The 26711-nt window shown below is 52.2% G+C and carries 16 protein-coding genes; 2 read left to right on the top strand and 14 right to left on the bottom strand.

Going from position 1 to position 26711, the window contains the following annotated elements; all coding sequences use genetic code 11:
* Positions 1 to 27 precede the first annotated feature (27 nt).
* A complete protein-coding gene (locus RID21_RS17575; protein ID WP_350191065.1) occupies positions 28 to 2166 on the top strand; it encodes a YfhO family protein in 2139 nt (712 codons plus the stop codon).
* On the opposite strand, the gene RID21_RS17570 is transcribed toward RID21_RS17575, so the two are convergent.
* From RID21_RS17570 to RID21_RS17505, 14 genes are all read right to left on the bottom strand, one after another.
* Complete coding sequence (locus RID21_RS17570) at positions 2150 to 2716, bottom strand: FHA domain-containing protein (RefSeq protein ID WP_350191063.1); 567 nt, start codon at positions 2714 to 2716, stop codon at positions 2150 to 2152. The genes RID21_RS17575 and RID21_RS17570 overlap by 17 nt on opposite strands.
* Positions 2717 to 3062: 346 nt before the next feature.
* Entirely contained in the window at positions 3063 to 6947 is a 3885-nt protein-coding gene (locus RID21_RS17565; RefSeq protein ID WP_350191061.1) for a leucine-rich repeat domain-containing protein, read from the bottom strand.
* An 804-nt stretch (positions 6948 to 7751) separates the two neighbouring features.
* Positions 7752 to 9062, bottom strand: coding sequence for a DUF58 domain-containing protein (locus RID21_RS17560; protein WP_350191059.1), 1311 nt, complete (start codon positions 9060 to 9062; stop codon positions 7752 to 7754).
* Positions 9059 to 10018, bottom strand: coding sequence for an AAA family ATPase (locus tag RID21_RS17555; RefSeq protein WP_350191057.1), 960 nt, complete (start codon positions 10016 to 10018; stop codon positions 9059 to 9061). The genes RID21_RS17560 and RID21_RS17555 overlap by 4 nt, the downstream gene beginning before the upstream one ends.
* Before the next feature lie 239 nt (positions 10019 to 10257).
* Positions 10258 to 11034, bottom strand: a complete 777-nt coding sequence (locus RID21_RS17550) for a FliA/WhiG family RNA polymerase sigma factor (RefSeq protein ID WP_350191055.1) — start codon at positions 11032 to 11034, stop codon at positions 10258 to 10260.
* Positions 11035 to 11111: 77 nt separating this feature from the next.
* Positions 11112 to 11333, bottom strand: coding sequence for a hypothetical protein (locus tag RID21_RS17545; RefSeq protein ID WP_350191053.1), 222 nt, complete (start codon positions 11331 to 11333; stop codon positions 11112 to 11114).
* Between the two features lie 374 nt (positions 11334 to 11707).
* On the bottom strand, positions 11708 to 12688 hold the full coding sequence (locus tag RID21_RS17540) for a P-loop NTPase (RefSeq protein ID WP_350191051.1): 981 nt from the start codon (positions 12686 to 12688) through the stop codon (positions 11708 to 11710).
* Positions 12689 to 12764: 76 nt separating this feature from the next.
* Positions 12765 to 14120: a flagellar biosynthesis GTPase FlhF gene (flhF, locus tag RID21_RS17535; RefSeq protein ID WP_350191049.1), complete on the bottom strand. Its 1356-nt coding sequence runs from the start codon at positions 14118 to 14120 to the stop codon at positions 12765 to 12767.
* 98 nt (positions 14121 to 14218) lie between these two features.
* The gene (flhA, locus tag RID21_RS17530; RefSeq protein ID WP_155365312.1) at positions 14219 to 16306 is read right to left on the bottom strand and encodes a flagellar biosynthesis protein FlhA; all 2088 of its coding nucleotides are present in this window, start codon (positions 16304 to 16306) and stop codon (positions 14219 to 14221) included.
* Between the two features lie 231 nt (positions 16307 to 16537).
* Complete coding sequence (locus tag RID21_RS17525) at positions 16538 to 17965, bottom strand: DUF1501 domain-containing protein (protein WP_149344004.1); 1428 nt, start codon at positions 17963 to 17965, stop codon at positions 16538 to 16540.
* A gap of 57 nt (positions 17966 to 18022) precedes the next feature.
* The gene (locus RID21_RS17520) at positions 18023 to 21115 is read right to left on the bottom strand and encodes a PSD1 and planctomycete cytochrome C domain-containing protein (protein ID WP_350191047.1); all 3093 of its coding nucleotides are present in this window, start codon (positions 21113 to 21115) and stop codon (positions 18023 to 18025) included.
* 233 nt (positions 21116 to 21348) lie between these two features.
* Positions 21349 to 22185, bottom strand: a complete 837-nt coding sequence (locus tag RID21_RS17515) for a hypothetical protein (RefSeq protein WP_350191045.1) — start codon at positions 22183 to 22185, stop codon at positions 21349 to 21351.
* Positions 22186 to 22188: 3 nt separating this feature from the next.
* The gene (locus RID21_RS17510; protein ID WP_350191043.1) at positions 22189 to 23352 is read right to left on the bottom strand and encodes a methyltransferase; all 1164 of its coding nucleotides are present in this window, start codon (positions 23350 to 23352) and stop codon (positions 22189 to 22191) included.
* Positions 23353 to 23407: 55 nt separating this feature from the next.
* Entirely contained in the window at positions 23408 to 24481 is a 1074-nt protein-coding gene (locus RID21_RS17505; RefSeq protein ID WP_350191041.1) for a prepilin peptidase, read from the bottom strand.
* Between the two features lie 724 nt (positions 24482 to 25205).
* Here RID21_RS17505 and RID21_RS17500 point away from each other — a divergent pair.
* Positions 25206 to 26699, top strand: a complete 1494-nt coding sequence (locus RID21_RS17500) for a hypothetical protein (RefSeq protein WP_350191039.1) — start codon at positions 25206 to 25208, stop codon at positions 26697 to 26699.
* The last annotated feature ends 12 nt before the right edge of the window (positions 26700 to 26711 follow it).

Raw genomic sequence — 26711 nt, 5'->3', positions numbered from 1 at the left:
TATTCAGTCAGCACAAGGTCCAGTCGCTTGAGTCGTTCCTCCCAGAAGAAAGCCGAACCCGCCCCCTCCGCGGAAACAAAACCGCTCGGCACACCCCTGTTTGCCGGTATCATTCTGATTATGGCCGTCGCGCTGACGTGGGTTTTCTGGAGCGGTCTCTGGTCGGGTGGGGGACTGATTGGTGGCGACCTCTATACCTATTTCTTCCCACAGAAAACCTTCTTTGCAGAACGCCTGCAGGCCGGCGAATTTCCGCTCTGGAATTCCTACATCGGTCATGGATTCCCCCTCGTCGCGGAAAGCCAGACCGGCGCCTTCTACCCGTTCAATTATTTCGCCTACCGCTTTCTGCCCGTTAATACTGCTTATAACTTCGTGCAGATCCTGCATTACATCCTTGCGTTTGTCTTCACTGCCCTGTATGTCAGGCGGATCGGTTATTCGATCGCGGCAGCACTCTTCGCGGGGCTGGTCTACACCTACGGCTGGTTTCCGTCACGGATCTGCCTGGAATGGGCCATCATCGGCGGTGCCTGGCTCCCGTTGACACTCTGGTGCGTGGAATCCTTCTTTCAGACCCGCTACTGGCGGTACCCGATTCTGCTCTGCTTCGCACTCAGTATGCAGATCCTGCCTGGCCACTTTAACCTGGCCTTCATCACTCAACTGATGCTGCTGGTTTATATCCCCGCCCGCATCTGGTTCAGTCGGGATGATACGACCGAAGCACTCAAACCCTATCGCAGACGCACGGTGATCCTGTTGCTGCTCGCCTTTGTTTCAACCTACGCACTGTCTGCAGTTCAATTGGCGCCAACCTGGGAACTCAAACAGCACAGTCAGCGTGCCGAGGTAGGCGAACGTTCGCATAAGCCCGGCTATGGTCATATTCCCGTCTGGTACCTGTCGCAGATCGTCGCGCCCTGGGCCTGGTATCCTTATGAAGTCAATCTTGATGCAGGACTGGCTCCCGGTTCGGAAGCCACGAATCAGGTGGAAGCACATCTCTACTTCGGGATCGCCGCACTGCTGCTGTTGATTTACGGTACATTTTCCGGAGCGTGGACACGTGACCGACGACTGGTCTTACTGGCAATCATTGGTTTTCTGGCACTCCTCTATACACCAGGCTGGTTAATGCCGATCACCAGACACATCCCCGGTTTCAGTTTCTTTACCGGTCCTGGACGCTATGGCATCGTTACGACATTTGCGGTGGCGGTAATCGCCGGTGTTTGTCTGGAGCGTCTCATCGCCCACTGGAAGCCCGCGATTCAGATTGGGGTGGTGGCGTTAGTCTGCCTGTTTACCACGGCGGATTTCTGGGTCGTCAGCCGCTATGTGACCTATGCTACGGTCATCCCGAATCCACCGATTAACAATGTCGATCAGAGTGCACTGCGTGAGATTACCAGCAAGTACGGTCAGCCGGTGAGGTTGTTTGCCCCGGGCGCAAACCTGCCGACCTTGATTGGCGTGGCTTCCACGCCCGTCTATCTGGGTATCGGCCCCGAGCAGTATTTCGACCCCGCGGTGGCCATGCCGGAACCGCTGCCTTTTAAAGAACCGGCCACGCCGGAGCAGATTGAATGGTTGAGAAAAGCAGGGGTGACACACATCCTGAGTCAGCATCCACTGGACCTGAGTCGCTGGCCGGTCAAACCGGTATGGAGCGATTTCGATGCCGTGATCAATCCCGCCTGGGGGCGCTTCGATGAACCGGTCTACTTCTATGAACTCGAAGGTTCCCGCGGTCGCGTTGCCTGGACACATCCCGTGGCCGAACAGCAGGCAGAGATTAAGTCCTACCGGGCAAATGAAATTGTCATTGAGGCAGAGACGCCGGAAGAAGATACGCTGATCCTGACCGATCTCATGTATCCCGGCTGGTCAGTCTACGTGGATGGTCAGCCTGCGGAAGCAGAACTGGTGGATGGCATGTACCGGGGTGTGAAACTTTCCGCGGGTCAGCATCAAGTGATCTGGGCTTACCAGTCAGGCTGGTTTCTGATTGGCGGGATCATCAGTTGTATCACACTGCTGGTGATCATGACGATCGCTCATTTCAGGTTCTGGCACCCACTGTTATTTCAGATGAAAAATCGGGGGAGGCAGTTTCCGCCTGCTGAGCAGACCGGAGTAGAAGAGTCTACGACGAAGAAATGAACTCGACGTTCGAGCCATGTCCTTCAAAGCTGTCCGAGTAATTGTCTTCGTCTTCTTCATCTTCAGCGCTCAGATCGTTGCTGTCCAGATTCTCATTCGCTTTCACGTTCTGGCCGCTTTCGGAAATCGCGACGGGGAACTGCTGAGAGATGTCGATGTCTTTGCCAGGCTTTTTAAAGTGCTGTACAGAAGGAGCCTTGGTCGGGGCATCGTCGGAACTGAGGTTGTTTTCCTTTGGTCCCTGCTTCTTCTTGTCGTCCGCACCGATGTTTTCCAGATGATAAGCGACGTTACCGATCTTGATTTCGTCATGCAGTCTCAGACGAACTTCCGAATCGATACGTGTTCCGTTGACGTAAACCCCGTTCATACTGCCCAGATCTCGGATCACCGGGCGATCATTGACAATCGCCAGGCAGCAGTGTTTGCGGGAAATCTTTGGGCTGTCGTTAATGACGATATCGCAGTCGGGATGCCGTCCAACAAGAATGATCGCCTTGTCTAACACAATGGGGCGACCCTGGTTCACGGGGACTAAACAGACTGCCATAAATGACTCCAAATACAAACGTAGCTTACTTCTAATGAATCTTAATTATACGGCTGGCCCTGAACTAAGTAAAAGAAAAAAGTCATCGGTCAAACAAGAGGGAACGAAATCTGTCCCACGACCCGCATATTTTATATGCGAGCCGGTTTTGTTAATTCTTTATAAATATCGACCATTTATAGATATGCACACGATGTTGACCACCAGTTTCTCTCCGAATTCGGTGAGATCACCCGAAAAAATCTTTTCACTATTTCCCACACTCGACGTGGACACTGTGTCTTACAATTGATACCAGCGATATAACCGTACCGGTGTATACGTTGGAGTCTTGGTTGAGAGCGCCTTAATAGTCAAACACTTCTGTGTCAGGAAATAACTTTGAAAATTCATAGAGCTTTTCCTGGGGGAAGTTTTTTTTGGGTACCGAGACCCGCTCCAGATGCTTAAGGTCTTTCAGGTGAATTAAACCTTCTAATGTGATCTTTGTATCTCTGAGGGAAAGTTCTTTCAGGTTTTTTAAATTCGCAAGATGAGCGAGTCCTTCATCTGAGATATCACAGGACGATAAAATCAAAACCTCCAACTGTTTCAATTGAGTCACTTCTTTTAATCCATCATCGGAAACCAGAGGACTGCAAACAGCCAGCGTCTGTAGTTGAGGCAAATGCTTTAGAACTTTAAGTCCTTTGTCTGTCACTTGCTGATCGACCAGAGATAAAACCTTCAGGTCGGGAACGTTTTTGAGTTCCTTTAATCTGAGGTCTACATGAGGAAATGAATCACTTAGCTGTCTTCTGGTGGGAAGAACGACGATCTCACCCATTTTCATTTCAAATCCGTCCATTGTCGGCCGCACCATCATCCCCAATTCCTGGAAACGTTTAATCTGCTTCTGCACCTGCTCACTGAAAGGAATGATATAGAAAACTCGACAGTGTGGGAGTTGTTCCTGGATTGCTTTCGCACCTGCAGTGGTAACACCGGTGTTATACAGACTCAAGTGCTTTAAACCGGACAATGATTTGAGATGCTCCAGACCCTTGTCTGTAATGCTGGTTTCACTCAGATCGATTCGCGTGAGAGCTTTCATATCTTTCAGGTGTGACAGACTGGCGTCTGTGACAGGACATTGTTTTAAGGACAAGATCGAAAGCTCCGAAAGATCTTTCAGATGAGCCAGCCCTGTGCCGGTAACCCGAGTTTCTTCGAGCGATAATTCTTTTAGCGAAGTCAGTTTGGCTACCTGTTGCAAACCTTCATCATCGACGTGAGTCTGCTTCAAAATCAGAGTTCTCAGGCGACTGAAATCCGGCAGTGTTTGCAGGCTGTCGTTCCCAACTCGTGTACCGGTGAGGTCCAGATGTGAGAGATACTGCATCTTATGAAGATGTCCGAGTCCTGCATCCTTGATATCCGGTGATTTTAAGGTCAGGTGATAAAGATTCTGGAGCCCTTGAAGTGACTCCAGTCCCTGGCTGGTAATTTGCGGACAATCCAGTTTCAGGGTTTTGAGACTCGTCAGGGATTCGAGATGTTTTAGGTTGGAGTCTGTCAGCTTTTTGTAGAGGATATCAAGGGATTCAATATATTTGAATTCCTTGAGGATAGCGAGCAGTTCATCGAGCGGATCATATCTGAGAATGAGTCGGTCGGGAACGGAGACAGAATATATAATATTCTCTGAACCCAATTGTTTCTTTCTGGCTGAAATCTGAGCCCTGCCTAACTTGATCAGAAGCTCTGCAAAGCTTTTCGGTATGGAAATCTGGTACACGAGGTGACATTGCGGATGTTGCTGTTGAAATTTGTTAATTGCAGCGGCGGAAACCCTGGTTTCTTTCAAATTCAAAGTACGTAACTTCTGCAGGCTGGTAAGTTCGTTCAACCCTCGGTCAGTCACATCGGTATCTTCCAGATTCAGATGGGTGAGTTGCGTCATCTTTCTGATGCTGTAGATACTGGCATCAGTCATTCTGGTCTTCCGTAAATTCAGAGTAGTCAGTGCTTTCAGATCAACCAGTTTTTCGATTCCCTGGTCAGTCATTCTTGTACCATTAAGATCAAGATTCGTAAGTTTTTGCAGTGACTGCAGATGATGAATGCCTTCGCTGGAAATGTGATTGTTACTTAAATCCAGATCTTGCAGCTTGGTCAACCCCGCGAGATGTTTCAGACCCTCACCAGTGATCTGGTTCTGGGAAAGCTCCAGAAGTTCCAGATTCGTCATGTTTTTCAGATGAATCAGTTTCTGATCCGTGAGCTTTGAATTGGAAAGTTTGAGCTTTTTCAGATGTTTCAATTGTGAGATCAGTTTGAGTGCTGAGTCTGAGAGTTCCGAACCAATCAAAGACAGGCTATGCAGATCCGTAAACTGTGGCAGTTGTTTGATTTCTCTGTCTGTCAGCTGGTCGCTGGTCACAACCAGATGAGATAGCGGGGTAACATCTTTCAGGAGTTCAAACTGTAAATGCAGGGGAGCCGCAGGCGATCTGTGGTTGACGACCTTGGAGAGATGGACAGCTACAGAGAAAGTATTATTCACATTCATCTTGGAAGCATGTGCACCAGACTCTCTTAGTTTTTGCATGCCGAGCTCTGTAGCCTTACTCAGGGCAGGCACAGCCCGAATTGCGCAACCTGGATTCTGTTCCTTGAATTGCGCGACCCCCGCCGGGGTCACCCTGGTACTGATGAGCTCCAGTTTTCTCAGTTGAATATGTTGATCTCTTAAGACCTGAAAAAGTCGATCCGTGACCTGAGTATTCCAGAGATTCAGTGAATATAAATCGGGGTTGGAACAAATCCATTCAAGAGCCGCATCATCAACCTGGGTATCATTCAGATCGAGTGTTTTGAGCTGCTTTAACTTTTTTAAATGTGCCGTTCCCTGGCTGGTTATTTTCGTTCCGGATAAATCTAACGTTTCCAGCCGATCCAGATTTGCTAAATGTACCAGTCCTGCGTCAGTTAGTTGTGTACGGGCCAGGTTCAGTTTCTGTAGTTGGTCAAGTTCAGCGATCACTGCCAGATCTTTATCTTCAGCTTTGGTATCTACCAGTATTAAGGTCTCGAGGTGTTTCAAACCGGATAGATGCGAAAGTTCCTCACTGCGGAATTTACATTTTCTGAGAGTGAGTGATTTCAGTTGAGTACATTCGCTCAATACATCCAGACCCGTATCCTTAAACGGGATATTATGCAGATTGAGTGACTTCAGAGATTTCAAATGTTTCAATTCACGAAGTCCAGCCCCCCTGATTCTGAGAGCCCTGAGGCTTAATGACTGCAGATCTGGAACAGAATTAAGGTGGCTCAGTCCAGCATCGGTCAACCCGCAATCCAGCAACTCTAATGACTTCAGATTGGGGAACTGTTTGAGATAAGTCAGTCCCTCGTCCTTGATCGAAATAAGTCTGAAATTCAGTTCTTCCAGATTCTTGAGCCCCTGAAGTCTGCCCAGACCTAAACCGGAAATGCTGCATTCAGAAATACTGAGTTTTTTCAGTTCACTCAAGCCGGAGAGCTGTGCCAGACCAATATCTGTAATTCCCGTTTGGGTAATCTCCAGCGATTTAAGCTGAGGAATCTCTCTGAGTAATTTCAAATGCTCATTCCTGATGCGGTCTCCCCGCAATGTGAGGAAGCACTCTGCACCAGGTAGTGGAAGACCATCCCGGGTTCGACTTGAGAAGTAGGGATGAGCTCCCAGTGACTTTAAAGCAGCAATTGCTTTGCTCCCTGGTATCTGGTCCCAGTCGTGATTCGATAGTATCTTACATCCGGGAAGCTTCAGTTGGATTTGCTTGATCCCCTCTGCTGTAACTCCGGTCTGATTTAAATCGAGAGAGGCGAGTTTTTTCAAGGAGTATAAATGCTGCAGACCCGCATCACTGATCGGATTCTCCCGCAAACTCAGGAAACGCAGGTTATGCAAACTCGAGAGATGTGCCAGCCCTTTATCCGTAATGTTGCTCGCCATCAGTCGCAGAGTATACAGCCCCGTGAGTTCTTTCAGGTTTTCGAGGCCTGCATCATTGATACTGGTGGAATCGAGGCTCAGGACGCTCAGTTTTGATTTCCCTTTGAGCTGCTTCAAAAAAGAGTTGTTAACCTCTTTACCTTTGAGAATGATCTGAATGATCTGTCTCTGTTGGCCTGAATCGCGGTAGCTGACACTACCTTCCAGTTTGTTAATCTCTTCAGCCAGTTTCAGATCGCTGGGTGCCACAGGACTGTCAAATCTGATTCTGCAGCCGGGTATTTCTTTCTGTAATTTGCGTGCTGCCTGCGAGCTGACCTGAGTGTTTTTTAAACCCAGAAATTTCAGTTGGTTCATCCCTTCGAGATGCTTCAAGCCTGCATCCGTAATCTGTGAGTGGGACAGGTTCAGAAAGTTCAATGATTTAAGTTCGCGCAGTCTGCCAAGTTCCGCATCAGAGATTTGAGTACGCACTAATACCAAAGTCTTCAGCTTTGGTATTTTTTGAATATGGGCCAGAGCCTGATTCGTCAGCGGAGCTTGTTCGATAAACAACTGTGTCAGATTCGGAAATTGCTCCAGGTGTTCCAAATGGCGGTCATTGAGAGGACAGGCGTAAAACCTCAGGCTCTGCAGTTCCTTTAATTGCTTGAGAGATTTCAGTCCTGAGCCATTAATTCTACCACCCGCAAATACCAGGTTCTTCAATTCTGTGAATTGATTCAGTGGGGCCAGATCATCGTCTGTGATTCTGAAACTGTTAATCTCGATCGAGTCGATTCTCTTTTCTGGACCAGAAAAGACAAATTCGAATTTCCCGCCAAGATGTCGTATTTTCTGAATTGCCTGCTCACGGGTGAGCTCAGCTATAGCTTCCCGCGGGGCCGAAATCAGCCCACCCAACAAAATGACGAAGACGACAAAAGGCAGCTTAAAACGCATGTATTGATTCCTGGCTCAACGGGATCTAGAACTTAAATTGAGAATTGCACGCATGGATACAACTATAACCCTGTGCGCAGCAGGAAGCAAATGGGGATTTCAACTCTGCTATCACAGCAGTTGCCGGGCTTTGATGTCCAGGTAGCGACTGATGAGATTGACCGACAGATTCTCCGGCAGCGTGTCCAGAATCAGCAGACCTGATTTCTGTAGCGCGGCGATCTGTGTGGTCTGGGTAGCCATGATGTCTGCGGCTGCGGCGATCTGGAAGGCTTCGCGGTCTGTTTCCGGGATCGCGTTCATCCGCTCCTGCAGGGGAACGTTTCGCAGGAACGCGGAGAGAACCAGATGGGGCCAGCGCATCATCCGCAGGGCATCGCTCAAATGCGAGAGATGCACTTCGTCCAGCGCGTGTGTGAGTACAACGACCAGCGAGCGTTTACGGTAGCGCAGCTGGAGCTGTTCCGACATCAGTCGGTAGTCTGAGGCTTCATAGACCGGATCCAGATCATAGACCTGGCGGATCAGTTTCTGAATCGAACCGGCACCGCGCACCGGGGGAACCCAACGCTCGACCTTGTTCGAACAGGCCATCAGTGAGACCGTGTCTCCCTGCCGTAACGCCACATAACTTAACAGGATCGCCGCGTTCAATGCCCGGTCAAAATGAGTCACGCCTTCATCGGCATTACACATCGAACGACCGCAGTCGAGCAGGAAGATGATATTCTGATTCTTCTCCACCACGTATTCGCGACTGATCAGCTCCTGGTGCCGGGAGGTCGCCTTCCAGTCAATGCTGCGAAATTCATCGCCACGACGATACTCGCGCAGTCGATCGAACTCAGTCCCGCGTCCCCGCAGGCGGGACATCTTGATGCCGGTTTCTGCCAGTCGGTTCCGACGGGCCATCAGTTCTACGCCATGTACTGCTTTAATATCCGGATAGATACGGACCACCTGGTGAATGTCCCGTTCATCGTAAACCGTCCATAGACCGAGCCTGCTTTTCATCTGCAGAAAGACGCGGCGGAACCGGTTTTTGCCCCGGTGATGTGGTTCGACATGATAAATGCTGTACTGGTGCTTGTTCGGAAACAGTTCAATGTCGAAAGGCAAGTCAGTATAGCTGCATGGCATCGGCGGTTCGTCATGCACATGAATCTTGAGAGGCACCGAACCGCGGTTGATAAACCAGAGTTTGACGCTATTCGGGGTACCGACGCTCAGGACTTCATTCACATCCCGATTGACTTCGATCGCCAGCAGTGAAGGGGTGACCACCAAATCGACCAACGACAGCAGAAACACACCCAGGCAGACCAGAATTCCCAGCTGTCCCGCTTCGGGCCAGACCGTTCCCAGCGCAAAGGGAACCATCGCGGCAGCGAACAGAAACAGCAGGGAGAGACGGGGCATCATTGGCGGGGCGCCTCAACACTTTCCAGGATTTCTCGAATCACGTCGTCCACGTTTACGCCTTCAATCTCGGCTTCCGGATGCAGGCGGATACGATGCCGCAGCACAGGTAGGGCCAGTTCCTTCACATCATCGGGAACGACGAAGTCGCGGCCCTGGCAGGCGGCCATCACCCGCGAACCGATCAACAGGTTCACGCTGGCACGTGGACTGGCACCAACTTCAATGGTGTGCCAGCCTCGGGTGCGGGAGACAATCGATGTGATGTAATTGATGATCGAGGGTTCCACGATGATTTCAGCGGCCCGTTTCTGAATCTCCAGAATGGTTTCCGTATTCAGAACCGGCTCGATACCAAAGGTGCCCAGATCGCGATTGTCTTTACCGGCCGCGTACAGATCGAGGATCGCGTTTTCCTGGTCCTGTGTTGGATAGTCAACCAGCAGTTTGAACATGAACCGATCCAGCTGCGCCTCGGGCAGCGGATAGGTTCCTTCCTGCTCCAGCGGGTTCTGAGTGGCAATCGTCAGGAAGGGACGCTCCAGCGGATAGGTTTTGCCATCCACCGAAACCTGACGTTCCTGCATCGCTTCCAGCAGTGCGGACTGAGTCTTAGCCGGGGCGCGGTTGACTTCATCCGCGAGCAGCAGGTTGGTGAACAGGGGGCCTTCATTGAACGTGAAGACCTTTTCGTGCATGTCATACACGGTGTGCCCGGTGATGTCGGAGGGCATCAGGTCGGGGGTGAACTGAATCCGCCGGAACCTGCTGGAGAGGACGTGGCTGAGGGTATTGACCAGCAAAGTTTTGCCCAGGCCGGGAACCCCTTCGATCAGCACATTTCCCTCACAAAACAGGGCGATCAGCACCCCTTCTACCAGATCTTCCTGACCCATGAGAACTTTTCCCACCTCTGTCAGTGAGCGCTGATAGTAATCTTCAATCTGAGAAACTTCCATGAATGACCTGTCACCCCGATTATCTGTCTGAAGTAAGTGGAATCCCAAGTGGTCGCAAATCGACGAGCCGGAACTTATGTTCCCTGTGGGCCTATTCTAAATCGAATCGTGCACCAATTTCGAGTACACCGCGCGAGAACTCACAGGAATTTACAAATTGTCCGGTAATGTCCAGACGTAAAAAAAGGCCTCCATACCGCTGGAGGCCTTTTGTGTCTTAGAGGAGTAAGACAAATGTATTATGCAAATTCGGGTCGTCGACGGCCCAGTTGTTCTTTCAGGCGGTTGACAATACTGGAATGCATCTGACTGACACGCGACTCGGACAGACCCAGGGTACTGCCGATTTCTTTCATGGTCAGTTCTTCGTAGTAATACAGGATGATAATCAGGCGTTCGTTGCGGTTCAGGCCCTTGGTGACCAGTCGCATCAGATCCCGCTTCTGGATGCTCTTTGTAGGATCTTCACCCTTGGCATCCTCGAGAATATCGACTTCCCGTACGTCTTTGTAGCTGTCGGTTTCATACCACTTCTTATTGAGGCTGACCAGGCCGACAGCGTTGGCTTCGCTTTTGAGTTTTTCGAACTCTTTGCGAGACAACTGCATCTTCCGGGCGATTTCCTCGTCCGCCGGCGGGCGACCATGTTCTGCTTCCGCTGCCTTGCGGGCAGCTTCCAGCTTACTGGCCTTGCTCCGTACCAGACGGGGAACCCAGTCCATGGTACGCAGTTCGTCCAGCATGGCGCCACGGATACGGGGAACGCAGTAAGTTTCAAACTTAACGCCCCGTTCCAGATCGAATGCATTGATGGCATCCATTAACCCGAATACACCAGCTGAGATCAAGTCGTTTAGATCGACCCCTTCAGGGAGCTTCGCCCAGACTCGTTCTGCATTATAACGAACCAGGGGAACATATTGCTCAATCAATTTATTGCGGAGTGACTGGTTGGATTGATCCTGCTTGAATTCCTTCCAGATCTCTGCGATTTCTTCACTGGCTTTGATGGCCATTTACTCCTCCGTGATCAACTTACAGTCGTTTCAAATAGGCACGATATAAAATGAATGACTGCGGTTACTTTTTATTCTTATTCAGGATTTGTTTTCCATTTTTCAAAACTCGCCCGTACTGATTCTTCAACCAGACGGGAGGCAACTTCACCGAACACCAGGCCAAGACCAAAAAATATGACTGCAGCTATGAGTGCGGATTGGATCGCTCCAAGGAAATCAGCATGAGAAAAGATTCCTCGTACTGATTCAGTCGCAAAAGCGATCAGCGATAATCGAAATGCATAATGCAGGGCCACAGAATATTCCCGGATAGAGTTCGAAAAACGTCGGGATGAAACTCTCTTCACTTTCAGGAGAGAACTTCACACCTCTGTCTTTTAATATCGGTGTCCTGCCTTAGAAAAATTAACCTTTCTCCTACAATTTGATTAATCGTTAAAACCTAACATTTCAGCCCGTTCCCGGTGCGTAACGCGATCGCTGAGTTCAGGCCCTAAGTTTGGGTTTGAACACTGGTTGGATAGCGCAGTAACAGACCAGCGTCTGCACGCACGCGAATGGAATCAATTGTCAGGGGTTACAAGTTAGACGTGACCTGAAGGCCAGGAAAGAACGGGAATGAGAGAGATGAGAGAGTATGTTCCCGGTGTTTCCATCCTGATTTTCAAGTTTATGCGGCTTCACCCAGCAGACGCTGCCAAAGTCGCGGAAAGTAAGACTCTTGTTTGTTTTGTTCCTTCGTTTTACGCACATCGATCACATGACGGGCCAGGCGGAAAATCGCCTCGGCTGCCGGGCTCTGCGGATGACTGAGCACCAGCGGATCCCGATCGTAAACCGACTGAACGACCTGCAGATCATGGGGGATCTTCCCTGCCTGACTCAGACCGGTGTGCAAAAACAGTTCGGTAGTTTTTTGGAGTTGCTGAAATACCTTGTCGCCCTGGTCGAGAGAAGTGCATTGATTGACCAGGGCTTGGATTTCCAGTGATTGAATTGTTGAGAGGGACTTGATCGTCGCATAAGCATCCGCAATCGCTGTTGGTTCGGGAGTCGTCACGATCAATACATCGTCTGCAGATGTGACGAACTGGCGGATACTGCGATGAATGCCGGTACCGTTATCCAGAATCAGATAATCGTGGGTCGCTTCCAGTTCCTGCATCTGACCCAGTACATCGCGGCGAACTGCTTCTGAACAGTCCGCGAGATCAGTCAGGCCGCTGGCGCCGGTAATTACGTTAATGCCCAGCGGTCCTTTCAGTTGAATTTCCTTGAGAGATCGGGCACCACTTACCACATGCGAAAGATTCCAGTAACCGTTCAGTCGACAGAGTAAGTCGATGTTACCTAACGCCAGGTTGATGTCCATCAGGCAGACCGAGGCACCGGTTTTGGCCAGTGCCAGTGCCAGGTTCAGTGAGATCACCGATTTCCCCACGCCCCCTTTACCACTGCAGATCGCCAGGGTGCGGCAGCGTGTCGATTTTGATTTCTCAATCACACCCGGCTGTCGCTGCTCCATCAGTCCACGCAGTACCTTCGCCTGATCGCCGTGAGACGAAGCGGTAGAAAGGGACTGCGGTTCTGCAGACACTTCGGTATGCAGTTCGACGTGATCGAAATTGAAATCATTGACAGCGGAAGCCATCGGCTGACCTTCAAAAACAGGGTTAGTTTAAAGTGATCGAAATGACAGGAAAGGAAGTGAGTGAGGTGATGTGAGATTAGTGCAGTTTGTCTTCGCCCAGAACCAGGCGTGAAATCCGGGCAGCATTCGCCGGCTCGATATCGTCGGGTACATCCTGTCCCGTAGTCAGATACTGCATCGGCAGTTTTACTTTCTGACTTAGAGTCAGCAGACTGCCCATGACGGGGGCTTCGTCCAGTTTGGTCAATATCATTGACGTTGGACGGGCTACTTTGAATCGTTCGGCAATCGCTTCGAGAGTGCGGACACTGGAAGTCATGCTCATTACCAGGGCGATTTCATCGATGGCGATATCGCGGAACAGGCTTTCCAGTTCCTGGATTTTCAGATCATCGCTCGGGCTGCGACCCGCGGTGTCGATCAGGACCAGGTCCAGTCCGACCATCTCGTCGAGTGCCATCTGCATTTCTCGTGGCGTGCTTACGACTTTCATGGGCAGGTCGATGATTTCCGCATAGGTTCGTAACTGTTCGACAGCGGCAATCCGGTAAGTGTCGACAGTGATCAGGCCCATTTTAATGTTATCACGCAGACGGAAGTTCGCAGCCAGCTTGGCGATGGTCGTTGTTTTACCGACGCCCGTGGGACCGACCAGGGCCACCACTTTGCGTTGACCAGGCACCGGACGAATGGGTGAGGCACAGTCCAGTTGCGCCTCAATCAGTGCCGCCAACAGGGACTGGCTTGCCTGTGTATCTTTGAGTTGTTCGGGAGTGGCATGCTCTTTGAGTTGGCTGACGAGGTCGTGAGCAATGGTTTCGTCTACTTCAGCGTCAATCAGATCGGTGTAAATGTGAAACAGTTCTGAGGGTACATCGGTCGAACGCTGTGTGCGAGTACGGCGATCCAGTGATTCCAGCATTTCCTGGATGGCATTCAGCTTTTCTGCAAATTCCTCAGTGGGATCGTAGGCCGGCTGCGATGCATGGCTTGGTCGGGGGCGGGAATCCTGCAGACGCTGTTCAAGACGATTGTGAACCGGCGGTCTGTTGTCTTCCTCGACGCTTCTTTCTGGAGCAGGTGTTCGTTGGATCGGTGCGGAGCGATGTTCGGAGGGTAACTCACGCGACGGTGGTTCAGCGTAAGAAACGGATTCATTGCGGGCGCCCGCCGGTTGGAGATTGGAAGCACGATGTTGTAACGGGGAACTGGCGGGGCGTCTGTTATTCTGCACGGCGGCAGGTGTGCGGACTTTGATACCCAGACCAGCCGTGATTTCAAATTCTTCTCTGGTGCGGGTCCAGGGCAGGAGTCCTCTGCGGCCCGGCACCTGTTTTGTCTGCAGGATCACAGCATCGCTGCCCATTTCTTCGCGAACCAGTTTCAATGCTTCCTGCATTGAAGCGGCTTTAAAAGTGCGAACATCTGACATGGTTTTCAGTTCCTGTTTGGTTATTTACGTTTGATCTCGGTGGATCGTATTTGTTTCAATTAAGTGTCGTGTTTGACTGCCGTTAATCGTGTTTATCTCTACGCTGCCCCCGCAACCGCATTCGATTTCAGACGATCTGCTGAAACCTGTCCAATCGCTTCCACATCGGTGTCACGGGTGATCTCATTCAGACTTAACACGACCAGTCGTGGTAATAATGGGGATGTAATCTGTTTCAGGCCGGCGCGGATCTGGGGATTACAGAGCACGATCGGGTGTCCGCCCAAGGCAACCAGCGGTTCTACCTGGTCGGCGATCGCCTGGGTGATGATCTCACCCGTCCGCGGTGCCAGCTTGATTGCCAGTCCATGCTCGTTGTAATCAATGCCCGACATCAGTACATCTTCCAGTTCCGGATCGAGCGTCACGACCCGCAGCAGGCGATTGCTGTCGCGGTACTGCTGGCAGATGGAACGGGCCAGTCCGTTCCGCACGTATTCGGTGAGCAACATCGGCTCTTTGGTTCGGTCTGCATAGTCGCCCAGCGTCTGCAGGATGGTTTCCAGGTCGCGAATCGGAACCCGTTCGCGGAGCAGATTGGAAAGCACATGCTGGACTTGAGAAATCTTGAGGACGTCGGGAATCAGTTCTTCGACAACCTTGGGAGACGATTCCTTCAGGTTTTCAACCAGTCCGTGAACCTGTTCCCGGGTGAGCAACTCGCTGCTGTGTTCGCGGACGACTTCGGTCAGGTGAGTAATCGCAACGGCCGAGGGTTCGACGACATTGAAGCCCATCAACTCAGCACGTTCTTTCTGTCCCAGTTCAATCCACTTGGCGGGACGTCCGAAAGCCGGCTCGATGGTATCGATACCCGGGATGTCGCCGTTCGTAGCTCCCGTGTCGATCGCCAATAGACCATCGGGATAGATCGTTCCCCAGGCCACAGCGACATCGCGAATCTTGATCTGGTAATCGCGTTGACCCAGGCGGATGTTGTCGCGAATCCGAACCTTGGGAAGAATGATTCCCAGTTCCTGGGCAATTTTGTGTCGGATGCGGGTCACACGATCCAGCAGATCGCCGCCGGTTGCCGGGTCAGCCAGTCTCAACAGACCGACACCCAGTTCCAGTTCGAGAGGATCGACAAACAGGTGATCTTCCGGTTTGGGTTCGGCAGGCTGTTGTTGCTGTTCCTGCTGTTGTGTTTCCGCTTTCTGTTTTTGTACTGCGGTGGCCTGCTGGCCTTTGCGTCGCATCATCCCGGTAACCGCACAACCGATGGCCAGAGCCAGCATCGGGCCGGCGGGCAGTCCTGTGAACGCCAGAGCGAACAGGAAGGTTGAAGCGAGGAACAGGGCTTCCGGATGCCCGGAAAACTGTTTGACGACGTCCCGGGGGAGGTTACTGTCGACTGAAGTTCGGGTAACGATCAAACCAGCTGCGAGTGAGATCAAAAAGCCCGGAACCTGTGTCACGAGACCATCGCCGATCGTCAGGGTGGTAAACACGGTTGCTGCTTTCGACAGCTCCATGCCGTGGTCTACCATACCCACATACAGACCGCCGACCACGTTGATCAGCGTGATGATGATACTGGCAATCGAGTCACCACGGACAAACTTACTGGCACCGTCCATTGAACCGTAGAAGTCAGCCTGTTCGGTGATTTCCTGGCGACGGGTTTTCGCTTCTTCCGAGGAGATCAACCCGGCATTCAGGTCGGCATCAATGGCCATCTGCTTACCCGGCATACTGTCGAGTGAGAACCGGGCGGCCACTTCACTGATACGTGTGGCACCCTTGGTAATCACCATAAACTGAATCGTGACCAGGATCACGAAGATAATCAGACCCACAACCAGATGACCGCCTGCCACGAACTGACCAAAGGCTTCAATCACGCCACCTGCCGCTGCGGTCCCATCATCGGCTCCGCGGGTTAAGATCAGACGCGTGGTCGCTACGTTCAACACCAGCCGCGCCAGTGTGGTCCCCAGCAGGATTGCCGGGAACACGCTGAATTCCAGCGGGCGTGTCACGTAAATCGTGGTCATCAAAATCACTACGGAAACAGTGATATTGCATGACAAGAGCAGGTCCATCATCATCGGAGGCAGAGGCGCAATGATCACCAGGACTGAACTCACTATGACTAGTGGGAAGATCAGACCCGAATTGCGCATTATCGCTCCGGATAGACCGGTCTTAGACTCCGGTGGCATCCATGCCTCCGCATTCGTTGGGGGTTAGGGTTGGTTTTAAGTGTCAGAACGACAGATTTAGTGTGATGTGAACTATTAAGTTTTTGAGATGGATGAGAGAGAGGCGAGTGATAATGGAAACGCAAAAATCTGTCCAGAGGATTTCTTCATATTTCGCTCAAGTTTTTTTCAGACCGGGCCGACAGCCCTGTTTCAGGCCAGCATTTTCTCGACGACATGGGCTTCTTCCACACCCGTTAAACGGAAATCGAGACCCTGGTAAAAATAGGAAAGCTCATGGTGATCGATGCCGAGAAGGTGTAGCACCGTCGCATGGAAGTCGCGTACATGAATCGTGTCTTCGACAGAATAGTAGCCTAGCTCGTCAGTCTCTCCTATTGTGACGCCCGGCTTGGATCCACCCCCGGCGACCCAGATGGAAAACGCATCGATATGATGATCGCGACCAATCAGATCACGGGGCTCACCTTGTGGAGTCCGCCCAAATTCACCTCCCCAGATGACCAGCGTGTCATCCAGCAGCCCCCGTTGCTTCAGGTCTTTCACAAGTGCAGCCGACGCCTGATCAGTTTCCAGACAGCGGGCATCCAGCGATTCTTCCAAATCGGTTCCCTTGTTTCCATGATGATCCCAGTCCGTATGATAGAGCTGCACGAAGCGAGAGCCTTTTTCCACTAACCGCCGCGCCAGCAGACAGTTACGGGCAAACGAGGGTTTCGCGGGATCGACGCCGTACAGATCGAGTGTCTCTTTCGTCTCGCCCGAGAGATCCATCAATTCAGGGGCGCTGGACTGCATGCGGTAAGCCATTTCATAGGCAGAGATACGGGTGGCGATCTCCGGATCGCGCGTCTTCTCCAGGCGAAGCGAATTCAGCTGATTGACCGTATCAATGAATTCCGACTGTCTCTCCGAGTTGATCCCGGAAGGGCTGGAGAGATTCAATATCGGATCTGCTCCGTTCAGGAACGGGACTCCCTGGTACGTGGTCGGCAGAAAACCACTGCCCCACAGCGGCGCTCCACCACGTGGTCCCCGCGGGCCGGATTGTAGCACGACGAAGCCAGGCAGATTCTGTGACTCGCTGCCAATACCGTAAGTTACCCAGGCGCCCATGCTGGGACGACCAAACTGTTGTGTCCCGGTATTCATGAAGAGTTTGGCCGGACCATGGTTAAAGACGTCTGTCTTCATACTCTTCAGCACGGTTATGTCGTCCGCGACCTCAGCCAGGTGTGGAACAACTTCCGAGAGTTCCATGCCCGATTCGCCGTGCTTCTTGAATTTCCGTCGCGTGCCCAGCAGCTTGGCGTCTTTTTTCAGAAACGCAAACTGTTTGCCCTCCACGTACGATTCGGGGATGACTTTCCCCTCCAGCTCCTGCAGCTTCGGTTTGAAATCAAACATCTCCAGCTGACTGGGGCCACCCGCCATAAACATGTAAATCACATTCTTGGCTTTGGGCGGATGATGGGTACCATTCAACTTGCCTGTGCCGGCCTGTGCCCGTTGTTCCGACTGCATCAGTGAAGCCAGACCGATGGCCCCGGCTCCCATCGCGCAATTCTCGAAAAAGTGACGTCGTGTCTGATCGCGTAACATCAGGTCATCGAAATTCATCTGATTCTCCCGGTCCACCGGTCAGGTCATGCTGCCGGCATCCGTTTGAGGGGGGAACTATTCCCTGGTAATAAATTCATCCAGATTCATCAACACGCGGGCGACCGCCGTCCAGCTCGCCGCTTCAATCACATCAATCTGTTTGGGTAAATCGTCAGCCGCGACCTGGGCCGCTGCCTCTGGTGACTGTTTAAACTGAGCACGCTGTTCCTGCAGATAGCCGGTCATCACATCCAGTTCCCGATCAGAGGGGGCACGGGACAGGCAGATTTCAAATGCGGCGCGGATGCGACCTTCATCGTATTGAGGACCTTCCTGCAGGATGCGGAGCGCAAACCCTTGAGTCAGTTCGAACAGCGAATGATCATTGGCCAGTGTGAGTGCCTGGAGGGGCGTATTGGAACGCACCCGTCGCGTACAAGTGGTATTACTGTTTGGTGCATCGAAGGTCGGCAGCATCGGATACGGACTCGAACGCCAGAAATACGTATACATGCCCCGCCGATAACGGTCTTCGTCCTGCTCCTCAGGCCAGCTCTTCTTATTTTGTGTGAGCACATAAATCCCCTCGGGCTGAGGCGGATAGACACTCGGCCCACCGATCTTGCGACTTAACAGACCGCTGCTGGCCAGGAAGAGATCGCGAATCGACTCCGCTTCCATCCGGAACCGGTTCTGTCGAGATAACAGCAGATTCCGTGGATCTTTTTCCTGATGATCCGGGTTGAAGTCGGATGCCTGCCGATAGGTTGCAGAAGTCACGATCAGTTTATGAAGTTGTTTCACATTCCAGTGAAGCCGCATGAATTCCGAAGCCAGCCAGTCCAGCAGTTCCGGATGCGTGGGCTCTGAACCCTGTGTCCCGAAGTCATTTTCGGTTTCCACAATGCCCCTGCCGAAGAATCGTTGCCAGTATCGGTTCACAGTCACACGCGCTGTCAGCGGTTGCTCTTCGCTGGTCAGCCACCGGGCCAGGTCCAGTCGCGTCGGTCGGGAAACATCCTCCGGAAGCGCCGGCAACACTGCGGGGACACCCGGACTGACCTTCGCACCCGGATCCAGGAAATTCCCTCGCAGCAGGATGAAGGTTTCCCGCGGCTTGGGAAGTTCCCGCATGATCATCGTGGTCACAATCGCTTTGTTGACTTTGGTCTGTGCCGTCTTCTGTTTAGTGAGCCGCTGATTCAGAACCAGCCATTGCGAATCCGACTGGTGAAAGGCCTCTTCCACGGTCGTTTTCTGTTTCGCGTCCCATTTGTCCTCTGGCTGTTTCAGGATCGCCAGAATTTCGGGTTTAATGTTCAAGACTTCCGGGGCCACTGTGGTTGCCGCCAGTCGGAAGCGACCGACATTGTATTTTGCATTCCGTGTGTGCGTCAGGGTCACCCGCAGTTTGACCGATTGTTTGACCTCGATCGGTTCTTTGAGTTTGAGTATCGCCCGCCGGTTGACGTTCATACTTCCCTTGCGAGTATTGATGGCCCAGCCCGTTTTGGGATCCCCGTCCACCAGGTTGCTGGCGGGGAATTTATCCTGCGAATGATCGGCGGTTGCCTGGATCAGCTTGACCGGCTGAAATTCAGACCAGCCTGCTTCGGTCTGCTCTGCCATTTCCACCGTCACTTCATCCAGCACAAAGTTTCCATTTCCGGCCCAGCCCGGCCCCTTGCGAGGCAGGCTCTCGTGAGTCAGTACCTCCAGCCGCAGACCGGAGGTTCCTTGAGGGATCGCTGCGGTTTCGACGACATACGTATCAAATGCAGGAATCTTACCCCCTGCCAGCAGTGAATTGTCTTCAAGAACGGTGAGCGTAGCTCCATTCTTGGATTGGATCGATCCGGGTGTAAGAACGCTCCACTGCTGCTCTGACTGTTGCAGGTCCTGCTGCAGACGTTCTTTCCAGGCAGCGAACTTCGGTTCCAGTGCTTGTTTGCGTTCTTCCAACTGTTTGGTGAGTTTCGTGATTTCCTGCTTCAACGCTTTCTGTTTGGTCTGCTGTTGCTCAGTAGGCAGTGGCAGTGTGGGGGGCGCGCTGTTGATGTCAGCCGTGCTGTTGAAAATCGCATACAACTGGTAGAAGTCCCGCTGGGTAATGGGATCGTACTTATGTTTGTGGCATTGGGCACAACCCACCGTCAGTCCGAGGAAGGCAGCTCCCGTGGTATTCACACGATCCACCACTGCTTCCACGCGAAACTGTTCCGGGTTGGTGCCCCCTTCCTGGTTGATGAGTGTATTGCGATGAAATCCGGTCGCGATCAACTGCTCGGTAGTCGGTTTGGGGAGCAGGTCGCCCGCCAGTTGTTCGGTAACAAACTGATCGAAAAGCATGTTCTCATTAATCGCATCGATGACCCAGTCCCGGTACTTCCAGATCGATCGGGGACCATCAATGGTGAAGCCGTTGGAATCGGCGTAGCGGGCGACGTCCAGCCAGTGCCGGGCCCAGCGTTCCCCGTAATGCGGAGAGGCGAGCAGGCGATCCACCAGGCGCTCGTAAGCACCAGGTTTCGTATCAGCCAGGAATTCCTGTACCTGTTCCACTGACGGAGGCAGCCCCGTCAGATCCAGGCTCAGGCGACGGATGAGAGTCGTGCGTTCCGCCTCGGGGGACGGCTTGAGTTGTTGTGCCTCCAGACGATGCAGAATAAACGCATCGATCGGATTCCGTACCCAGCCTTTCTCTTTGACTTGAGGAAGCTCGGGCCGCTCAATCGGCTGGAATGACCAATGATCTGTTGAAGCATCAACGGTTTGCAGATTTTGTTCGCTGGCAGGGATGGCGCCCCCGGCATCAATCCAGCGACCGATCAGCTCGATCTCAGCTGGTTTGAGTGGCGGTAGATCGTGGGGCATCCGTGGGATTTTACCCTCCCCTTTCAGGCTCAGATACAACAGGCTTTCATCCCGTTTACCGGGAACAACCGCTGGTCCACGATCGCCTCCTTTGATCAGGTTGGCGCCGTAGTCCACGCGTAAGCCGGATTCCTCTGCCCCCTGAGAGTGGCAGTCATAGCAGTGCTGCTTGAGCAACGGTCGGATCTGTTTTTCAAAATCGACCTGAGACTTCTGGTCTGCAGCGGGAGCCGTCTGTACTGCGATCAGCAGGATACAGGCAGCGGTGGTCACAACTCCTGACAAATTCCGCATGAAAGAACCTGATACAAAAAATGAGCCTGATTTTCGCGAGCCGGGAGTAACATCAGAACAACGCGGATGACGAGGCAAAAATCTGGTCTGCTGGAGAAGCGGGGAAGGTCGCCCGATCGTAAAGTATCTTAAATATCAGATTACCAGCGGAATTACCGAAATGCAAGTTTTTGTCAGATGCTCAGTGGAAATCAGGGTTTATTGTGCCCGAAATGCCCGGCAACAGGAGAGCTCTACTCACCTTCCAGACGCAATGCAGTAATCCGCACTGGCTGTTTGTCTGCCATGAAGCAGAGATAGCACTCTTTCCCGGATTGTGTCGCAGGCTGGGCGCATGTGAGGATCCGCCGCCGACCAATGCTGATCACAAACCGGTTTCCGGTTCCCACCAGCCGCACAGGCACGCTGCCGGGTTGAGCCTGTTGCAGATCCACTTTCACACTCTTAAGTTCGGTTTTCGTCTTCTGTCCGGAAGCGGTGACTGTGACACCGGTATTCTGAAAATGAATCCGGCTGGCGACCAGGACCTGGTTCGGCTGCGCGGGATCCCGTGTCAGCAGCTGCAGTTCAAAATCCGGGAACGCCTGTTTGACATCGACGCGAAAACTGACGCTGACCTTTTTGTAAGGACGGATAAACGTCGCGATACAGAACTGGTCCGCCGGCGACTCCATCCCGTCATCGGTAAATTTCCAGCCTGAGTTTTTCCAGAGCAGACGATAGAACGGATTCTGCCAGCTGGTTGAATCGAGCTCTCCCTGTTTTACTGTCTCCTCATCAGGCAGCAACGGCTGGCGATGCGCGGTCTGCGTGAGTACGGTCTCCGCTGAGGGAGTCACGGGATCCTCATTCGAAGTCGGTTTTTCTTCAGCCTCTTCCTCTGTCGAATCCTCTGCGGTCAACTGTGGTTCCACCGTCTGCTTCTCTACGGTGGTCTGTTCGGGCAGCTGATGTCGACTCTGAATGCGATAAATGAACAGCCCGGAAACCAGCACGATGCATAGAAACAGGATCAGGCCCGGTTTGACGCGTCTGGTTTTGGGTGGTGTTGACTCAAAATCCTCGTGCATAACTTATCCGGCACTGTCTTTCACAGCAGATTCACACAGTTGCTTAAAGTGATCTCCCAGCGAGCGCTCCAGCGCAAAGGCAGGAATCCCGAACTGGGTTTTTAATGATTCATACTCCTCCACCGCCTGTTGGAGATCGGAGTCTGTCAGGGGCGCAGTACGCTTGACCGCTTTGATGAGCAGATTCTTGGGCGTATGTTGTGTATCAATGAACTCGATGACCTGTGTGCGATATCCACAGATCTCCAGCACTTGTGAACGGAGTGCATCCGTCAGTAGGGCCGCTGTCTTTTCTTTGAGAATCCCGTGTTTGAGCAGACCCTCTGCAGACTGACTTGTGATCTGTTGGTAAATTTCATTCTGGCAGCAGGGAACCGCGAGGATCACACTCGCATCCGCCTGTATGGCAGCAGCCAGGGCGGCATCGGTGGCGGTATCGCAGGCATGTAAGGAGATGGAGAGATCGCAGTGGCCCTGCTCATTCTGAAAGGCGGCGATGTCACCCGTTATAAAGGAGAGTCCCCGACAATCCAGGTTCTCGGCAATCTGCTGGCAGTGTTCGACTACCGATCGCTTCAGGTCGAGTCCCGTGATGTTCACATCACGCTGCAGGATCGAGGTGAAAAAATGATGGGTGGCAAACGTGAGATAACTTTTACCACAGCCAAAGTCTGTAATTTGGAGTGTCCTGTCTTCGGGTAGTGCCGCAACGATATCGTTGATGAACTCAAGATAACGGTTGATCTGGCGAAACTTGCGGTATTGTGCAGCCTTCACTTTTCCATTGCGCGACATTACGCCGATCTCTTCCAGGAAGGGGCAATGCACTCCCTCCGGGATCAGGTACTGTTTCGCCCGGTTGTGTGACTTCACCTGCTCGGGTTGCGCTTTGGTCGGGGCGTGTTTCTTCAACTGCACAGGCCCCTGTTTCGTTTTCTGTAAGTGAAAGTCTGCTTCATTCGTAAACAGATAACCTTCCAGAAACAGATCTTCCCACAGTTGCTCCACTCGTTGAATCGTCTCTCCGGGCAGCAGGTTTTCATGAACTTCCTGCTGACCCCGTGTGAACGAGAGTTGATAATGCTGCTTTTCCCGAATCAACACCGGCCTGATCGAAACCTTCCTTCGTGCCGCCGCCTTTTTTTTGATCGGCTTGCTCAACACCATTTGAATACAGTTTCCCTCCTGTAATGCTTTTATTACCAGGGAAGGTAAACCCGATTCAGGATGTGAGGGTTGAGGATTCATCGAATGGTATCTGATCCTGCGCTGAGTTGATGTTTTCTCGGTTTCGATATGCAGCTTCAGAGAGGCCAGTCAGCAGCGGAATTGCCACGATCTGGCCACCAGTTACGAATAGATAAGTCAGGTAACCGGTTTGGTTGGGCAGGATTGTCAAATATCCACCCAGTAACAGTTGTAGCGTCAATGCGCCGCAAAGAAAAGCCGCAGCCGGTAATTTGGCACAGAATGAGTCCCGCTTCCAGAAAACCAGTTGAACCACACACAGGATCAAAGCAGACAGAAATCCTACGCTGACCACCTGCTGCCAGCCCAGGTAAACTCCCATCAGAACCAGCAGCCAGAGCGTCCGTGGCGGGAACAGCGTCGGTTGCGCTCCCGGTTGAAACAGGTTTCGCCAGCAGAATAAAATTCCCACGATCACACCATACAGCAGTCCCCAGCAGACAGTCAGCACCGAACTGAGTTCAAAGCTAGCATGCAGCGCGCCATGGTAGCGCAGTTCACTTAACATGCTTTCTGTCGAAGACACATTCGTCTGAACGGAGATCTGGGCGGGTACCGGATGCAGTTCTGGAATCAGGCACCCCGCAACCAGGCCAATCCCCAGGCACCAGAACAACAGGCGGCGGGGGATCAACTGGCGGTCATATTGAATATAGGCCGCAGCTACCACAACGATAAACAGGTAACTGTAATAGACGGCCAGCGCGATCAGGTCCCAGGTCCGCCCCTCCAGAATCTGGTAACCACCCGAAAATCGGTTCGGAGGTCGGTAAGGCAGCAGAGCCCCTCCCGAATGGACAATCGCGAGATAAAGCAACAGGAAAACGACACCCACCAGGGCTTCCACAATCGGGTAACGTGTCGGAATAGGAGCCTGGCAGTCGCGGCATTTACCTCGCAGCAGCAACCAGCCCAGGATCGGAAGGTTATCACGCGTGCGGATGGGGGTTTCACAAAAGGGACAGCGGGACTTCGGTTTGGAAATATTCAGACCCAGTGGTATCCGGTAGATCACCACGTTCAGAAAACTGCCGATGACCGAGCCCATTACAAAGCACCAGACGGCAGTAAAAACCTCCAAAAGCCAGTAGGAGGGACTCCAACTCATCGCTGTCAACAGTGGTGTCATTATCTGTCTGTCTCTGGTTGCGCCCGTCAGCGGGCGATCCTGCCGGCAAACCAGGATGCAGCTGTCTCAAACAGGTGACAATCTGATCCCCGCTACCGGAATTCGGGACGGTTCTGGCTTGATTAAAAATCGAGAGAAAATCATATTTTGCAGAATTTCCCCAATCCATCAGGAATGGAATAATCGTTGCAAAAAGAGAAAGTGGTTGATTCCCAACATCATAAATAGATCCCTGGCAAAAATACATACACCATCTTACGTAATTGATACTTGATTTTTTCGAAAGTCGCGCTGGACCGCGCTTTCTCAAAAACCCCGGTCAACAGATCGAATTAGTTGAACCGATAATTGTTACATTCCGGTTTCCAAAAATCCGGGCCACTACTCCTTCGGATACGAATCAACTCTCTCTACTCACCTGAATTTCGTATCAGACTGAGTCTATGTATCGCAGTCAGACAGTTCCCATCGGGTTCTCGGGCGGACCTGAACTGTAGATTGCATCCTGCAAACAACTACGAATCCACCCAGAATCAGAACGGGAAACACACAGGCTCACTGTAGTTCCCGGAACATTCAGAATACATACAGAAGATTTGGAAAGCAGACGGAAATGAATTCAAGGCTGACCCCCGACCTTTGGATGAAATGTTCAACTCTCATTGTTTTCGCCACCGTATTTCAACTGACCTGTAACCTGTGGGGTGATTCAGGTCCGCAACTGCTCGTACCCGATCTGGAGCAGGATCAGGGCGAAATCAGACAGGTGACCACTACTGACGCTGACAATGAAGAACCGCTGGTCGCCCAGAAGCCGGAATTCAGTATCGAAGCCCGTAAACCCGAGCTGATTGCAGACGATGCCACTGATAAATCAGAAGCTGACAAAAAAACAAAGAAGGCTTCGGTACCCGAACCGAAACCTTTCCCGGGAATTGCCCAGGATTCGAAACCTTCGATGAAGAAACCCGAGCCTCCGCCGGTTCCCGAAATTGTGGATCCCCTGGACAAGCTCGTCGATGAAGCCATCGAAGTTTCACATCGTCGTATGCTTTCCACCGAAGTGCACACACCCTGGCAGATTGCTCACGGGATTCTGGCACTCCGCTGGGAATACACGCTGTATCAGAATAATGAAAAAGTACGGGCTCTCGACTGGGTCTCCACCGGTCCCAGCTTCCGCGGTCGTCCCTGGTTCATCACTACCGAAAATGGCGCGAAGGGACACCCCTTCACTGAACCTTACGCTTTTGAAGGTCACCCCAACCAGTTCCTGGCTTTCTATGCCATGGCCGGCGTGCCCCTCGATCATAAATTCAACACCGGCGAAAAGATCGTCACCATTGAAGACATGATCCGCAACGCCAAAGCAGAGGTGAATACCGACGAAGAAATCACCTGGACACTGTGGGCATTCTCACGCTACCTCCCCTGGGATACCGAATGGGTCAGCGAGCGGAATGAAGAGTGGAGCATGGAGAAACTGGTTCGGGTTCAGATGCAGTCCGAACCGACTCGCTCCGCCTGTGGTGGAACTCACGGACTATTCGCTCTGGCCAGTGCCGTCAACTGCTACTCCCGCGATCAGAAGCATCTGCGGGGTACCTGGCTGGAAGCCAGCATGCGAGTGCGTCAATACGTCGAATACGCCCGCTCCATGCAGAACCGCGACGGTTCATTCTCATCCAAATATTTCGAAGGTCCTGAATACGCCAGCGATGTCAACAAACGTGTTTCCACCACCGGGCACACGCTTGAGTTCATCATGGAAGCCCTGCCTCAAAACCGGTTGAATGAACCATGGGTTCGCAGTGCCGTCTATCGTATCGCCACCGATCTGATTGAATACAAAAAACAGCCCCTGGAACCGGGCGGAATGTATCACGCCATCGATTCGCTGGTCATCTACCGGGAACGCACTCGCCCCGAGTATGCCCAGTACCTCGAAGAACTGGCGAAGTCGAAAGAGTTCAAAGAACCTGTTGCCGCTGATCCGATCGTTGGATACTCAGAACGCTTCCGTCAGCAGAATCCGACACAGCACCATCAGCAGCCACAGTATCAGCAGAACAATAATCAGTCCCGGGACTACTCCTCACAGGCTCGTCGTCGCGGACTCTTCTCTCGCTTCCGCTAAGCCGCTGCAGAA

The sequence above is a fragment of the Gimesia sp. genome (assembly GCF_040219335.1).
Lineage (GTDB): Bacteria > Planctomycetota > Planctomycetia > Planctomycetales > Planctomycetaceae > Gimesia.
The sequence above is the reverse complement of the archived record's forward strand: the minus strand, read 5'-3'. Positions and strand labels throughout refer to the sequence as shown.

Excerpts from the sequence above, each read along its gene's own strand:
- flhF (WP_350191049.1), bottom strand. The coding sequence starts at position 14,120 with ATGTCAGATGTTCGCACTTTTAAAGCCGCTTCAATGCAGGAAGCATTG.
- RID21_RS17555 (WP_350191057.1), bottom strand. The coding sequence starts at position 10,018 with ATGGAAGTTTCTCAGATTGAAGATTACTATCAGCGCTCACTGACAGAG.
- RID21_RS17550 (WP_350191055.1), bottom strand. The coding sequence starts at position 11,034 with ATGGCCATCAAAGCCAGTGAAGAAATCGCAGAGATCTGGAAGGAATTC.
- RID21_RS17560 (WP_350191059.1), bottom strand. The coding sequence starts at position 9,062 with ATGATGCCCCGTCTCTCCCTGCTGTTTCTGTTCGCTGCCGCGATGGTT.
- RID21_RS17505 (WP_350191041.1), bottom strand. The coding sequence starts at position 24,481 with ATGGGCTCGGTCATCGGCAGTTTTCTGAACGTGGTGATCTACCGGATA.
- RID21_RS17510 (WP_350191043.1), bottom strand. The coding sequence starts at position 23,352 with ATGGTGTTGAGCAAGCCGATCAAAAAAAAGGCGGCGGCACGAAGGAAG.
- RID21_RS17540 (WP_350191051.1), bottom strand. The coding sequence starts at position 12,688 with ATGGCTTCCGCTGTCAATGATTTCAATTTCGATCACGTCGAACTGCAT.
- flhA (WP_155365312.1), bottom strand. The coding sequence starts at position 16,306 with ATGCGCAATTCGGGTCTGATCTTCCCACTAGTCATAGTGAGTTCAGTC.
- RID21_RS17520 (WP_350191047.1), bottom strand. The coding sequence starts at position 21,115 with ATGCGGAATTTGTCAGGAGTTGTGACCACCGCTGCCTGTATCCTGCTG.
- RID21_RS17500 (WP_350191039.1), top strand. The coding sequence starts at position 25,206 with ATGAAATGTTCAACTCTCATTGTTTTCGCCACCGTATTTCAACTGACC.
- RID21_RS17515 (WP_350191045.1), bottom strand. The coding sequence starts at position 22,185 with ATGCACGAGGATTTTGAGTCAACACCACCCAAAACCAGACGCGTCAAA.
- RID21_RS17570 (WP_350191063.1), bottom strand. The coding sequence starts at position 2,716 with ATGGCAGTCTGTTTAGTCCCCGTGAACCAGGGTCGCCCCATTGTGTTA.
- RID21_RS17525 (WP_149344004.1), bottom strand. The coding sequence starts at position 17,965 with ATGAATTTCGATGACCTGATGTTACGCGATCAGACACGACGTCACTTT.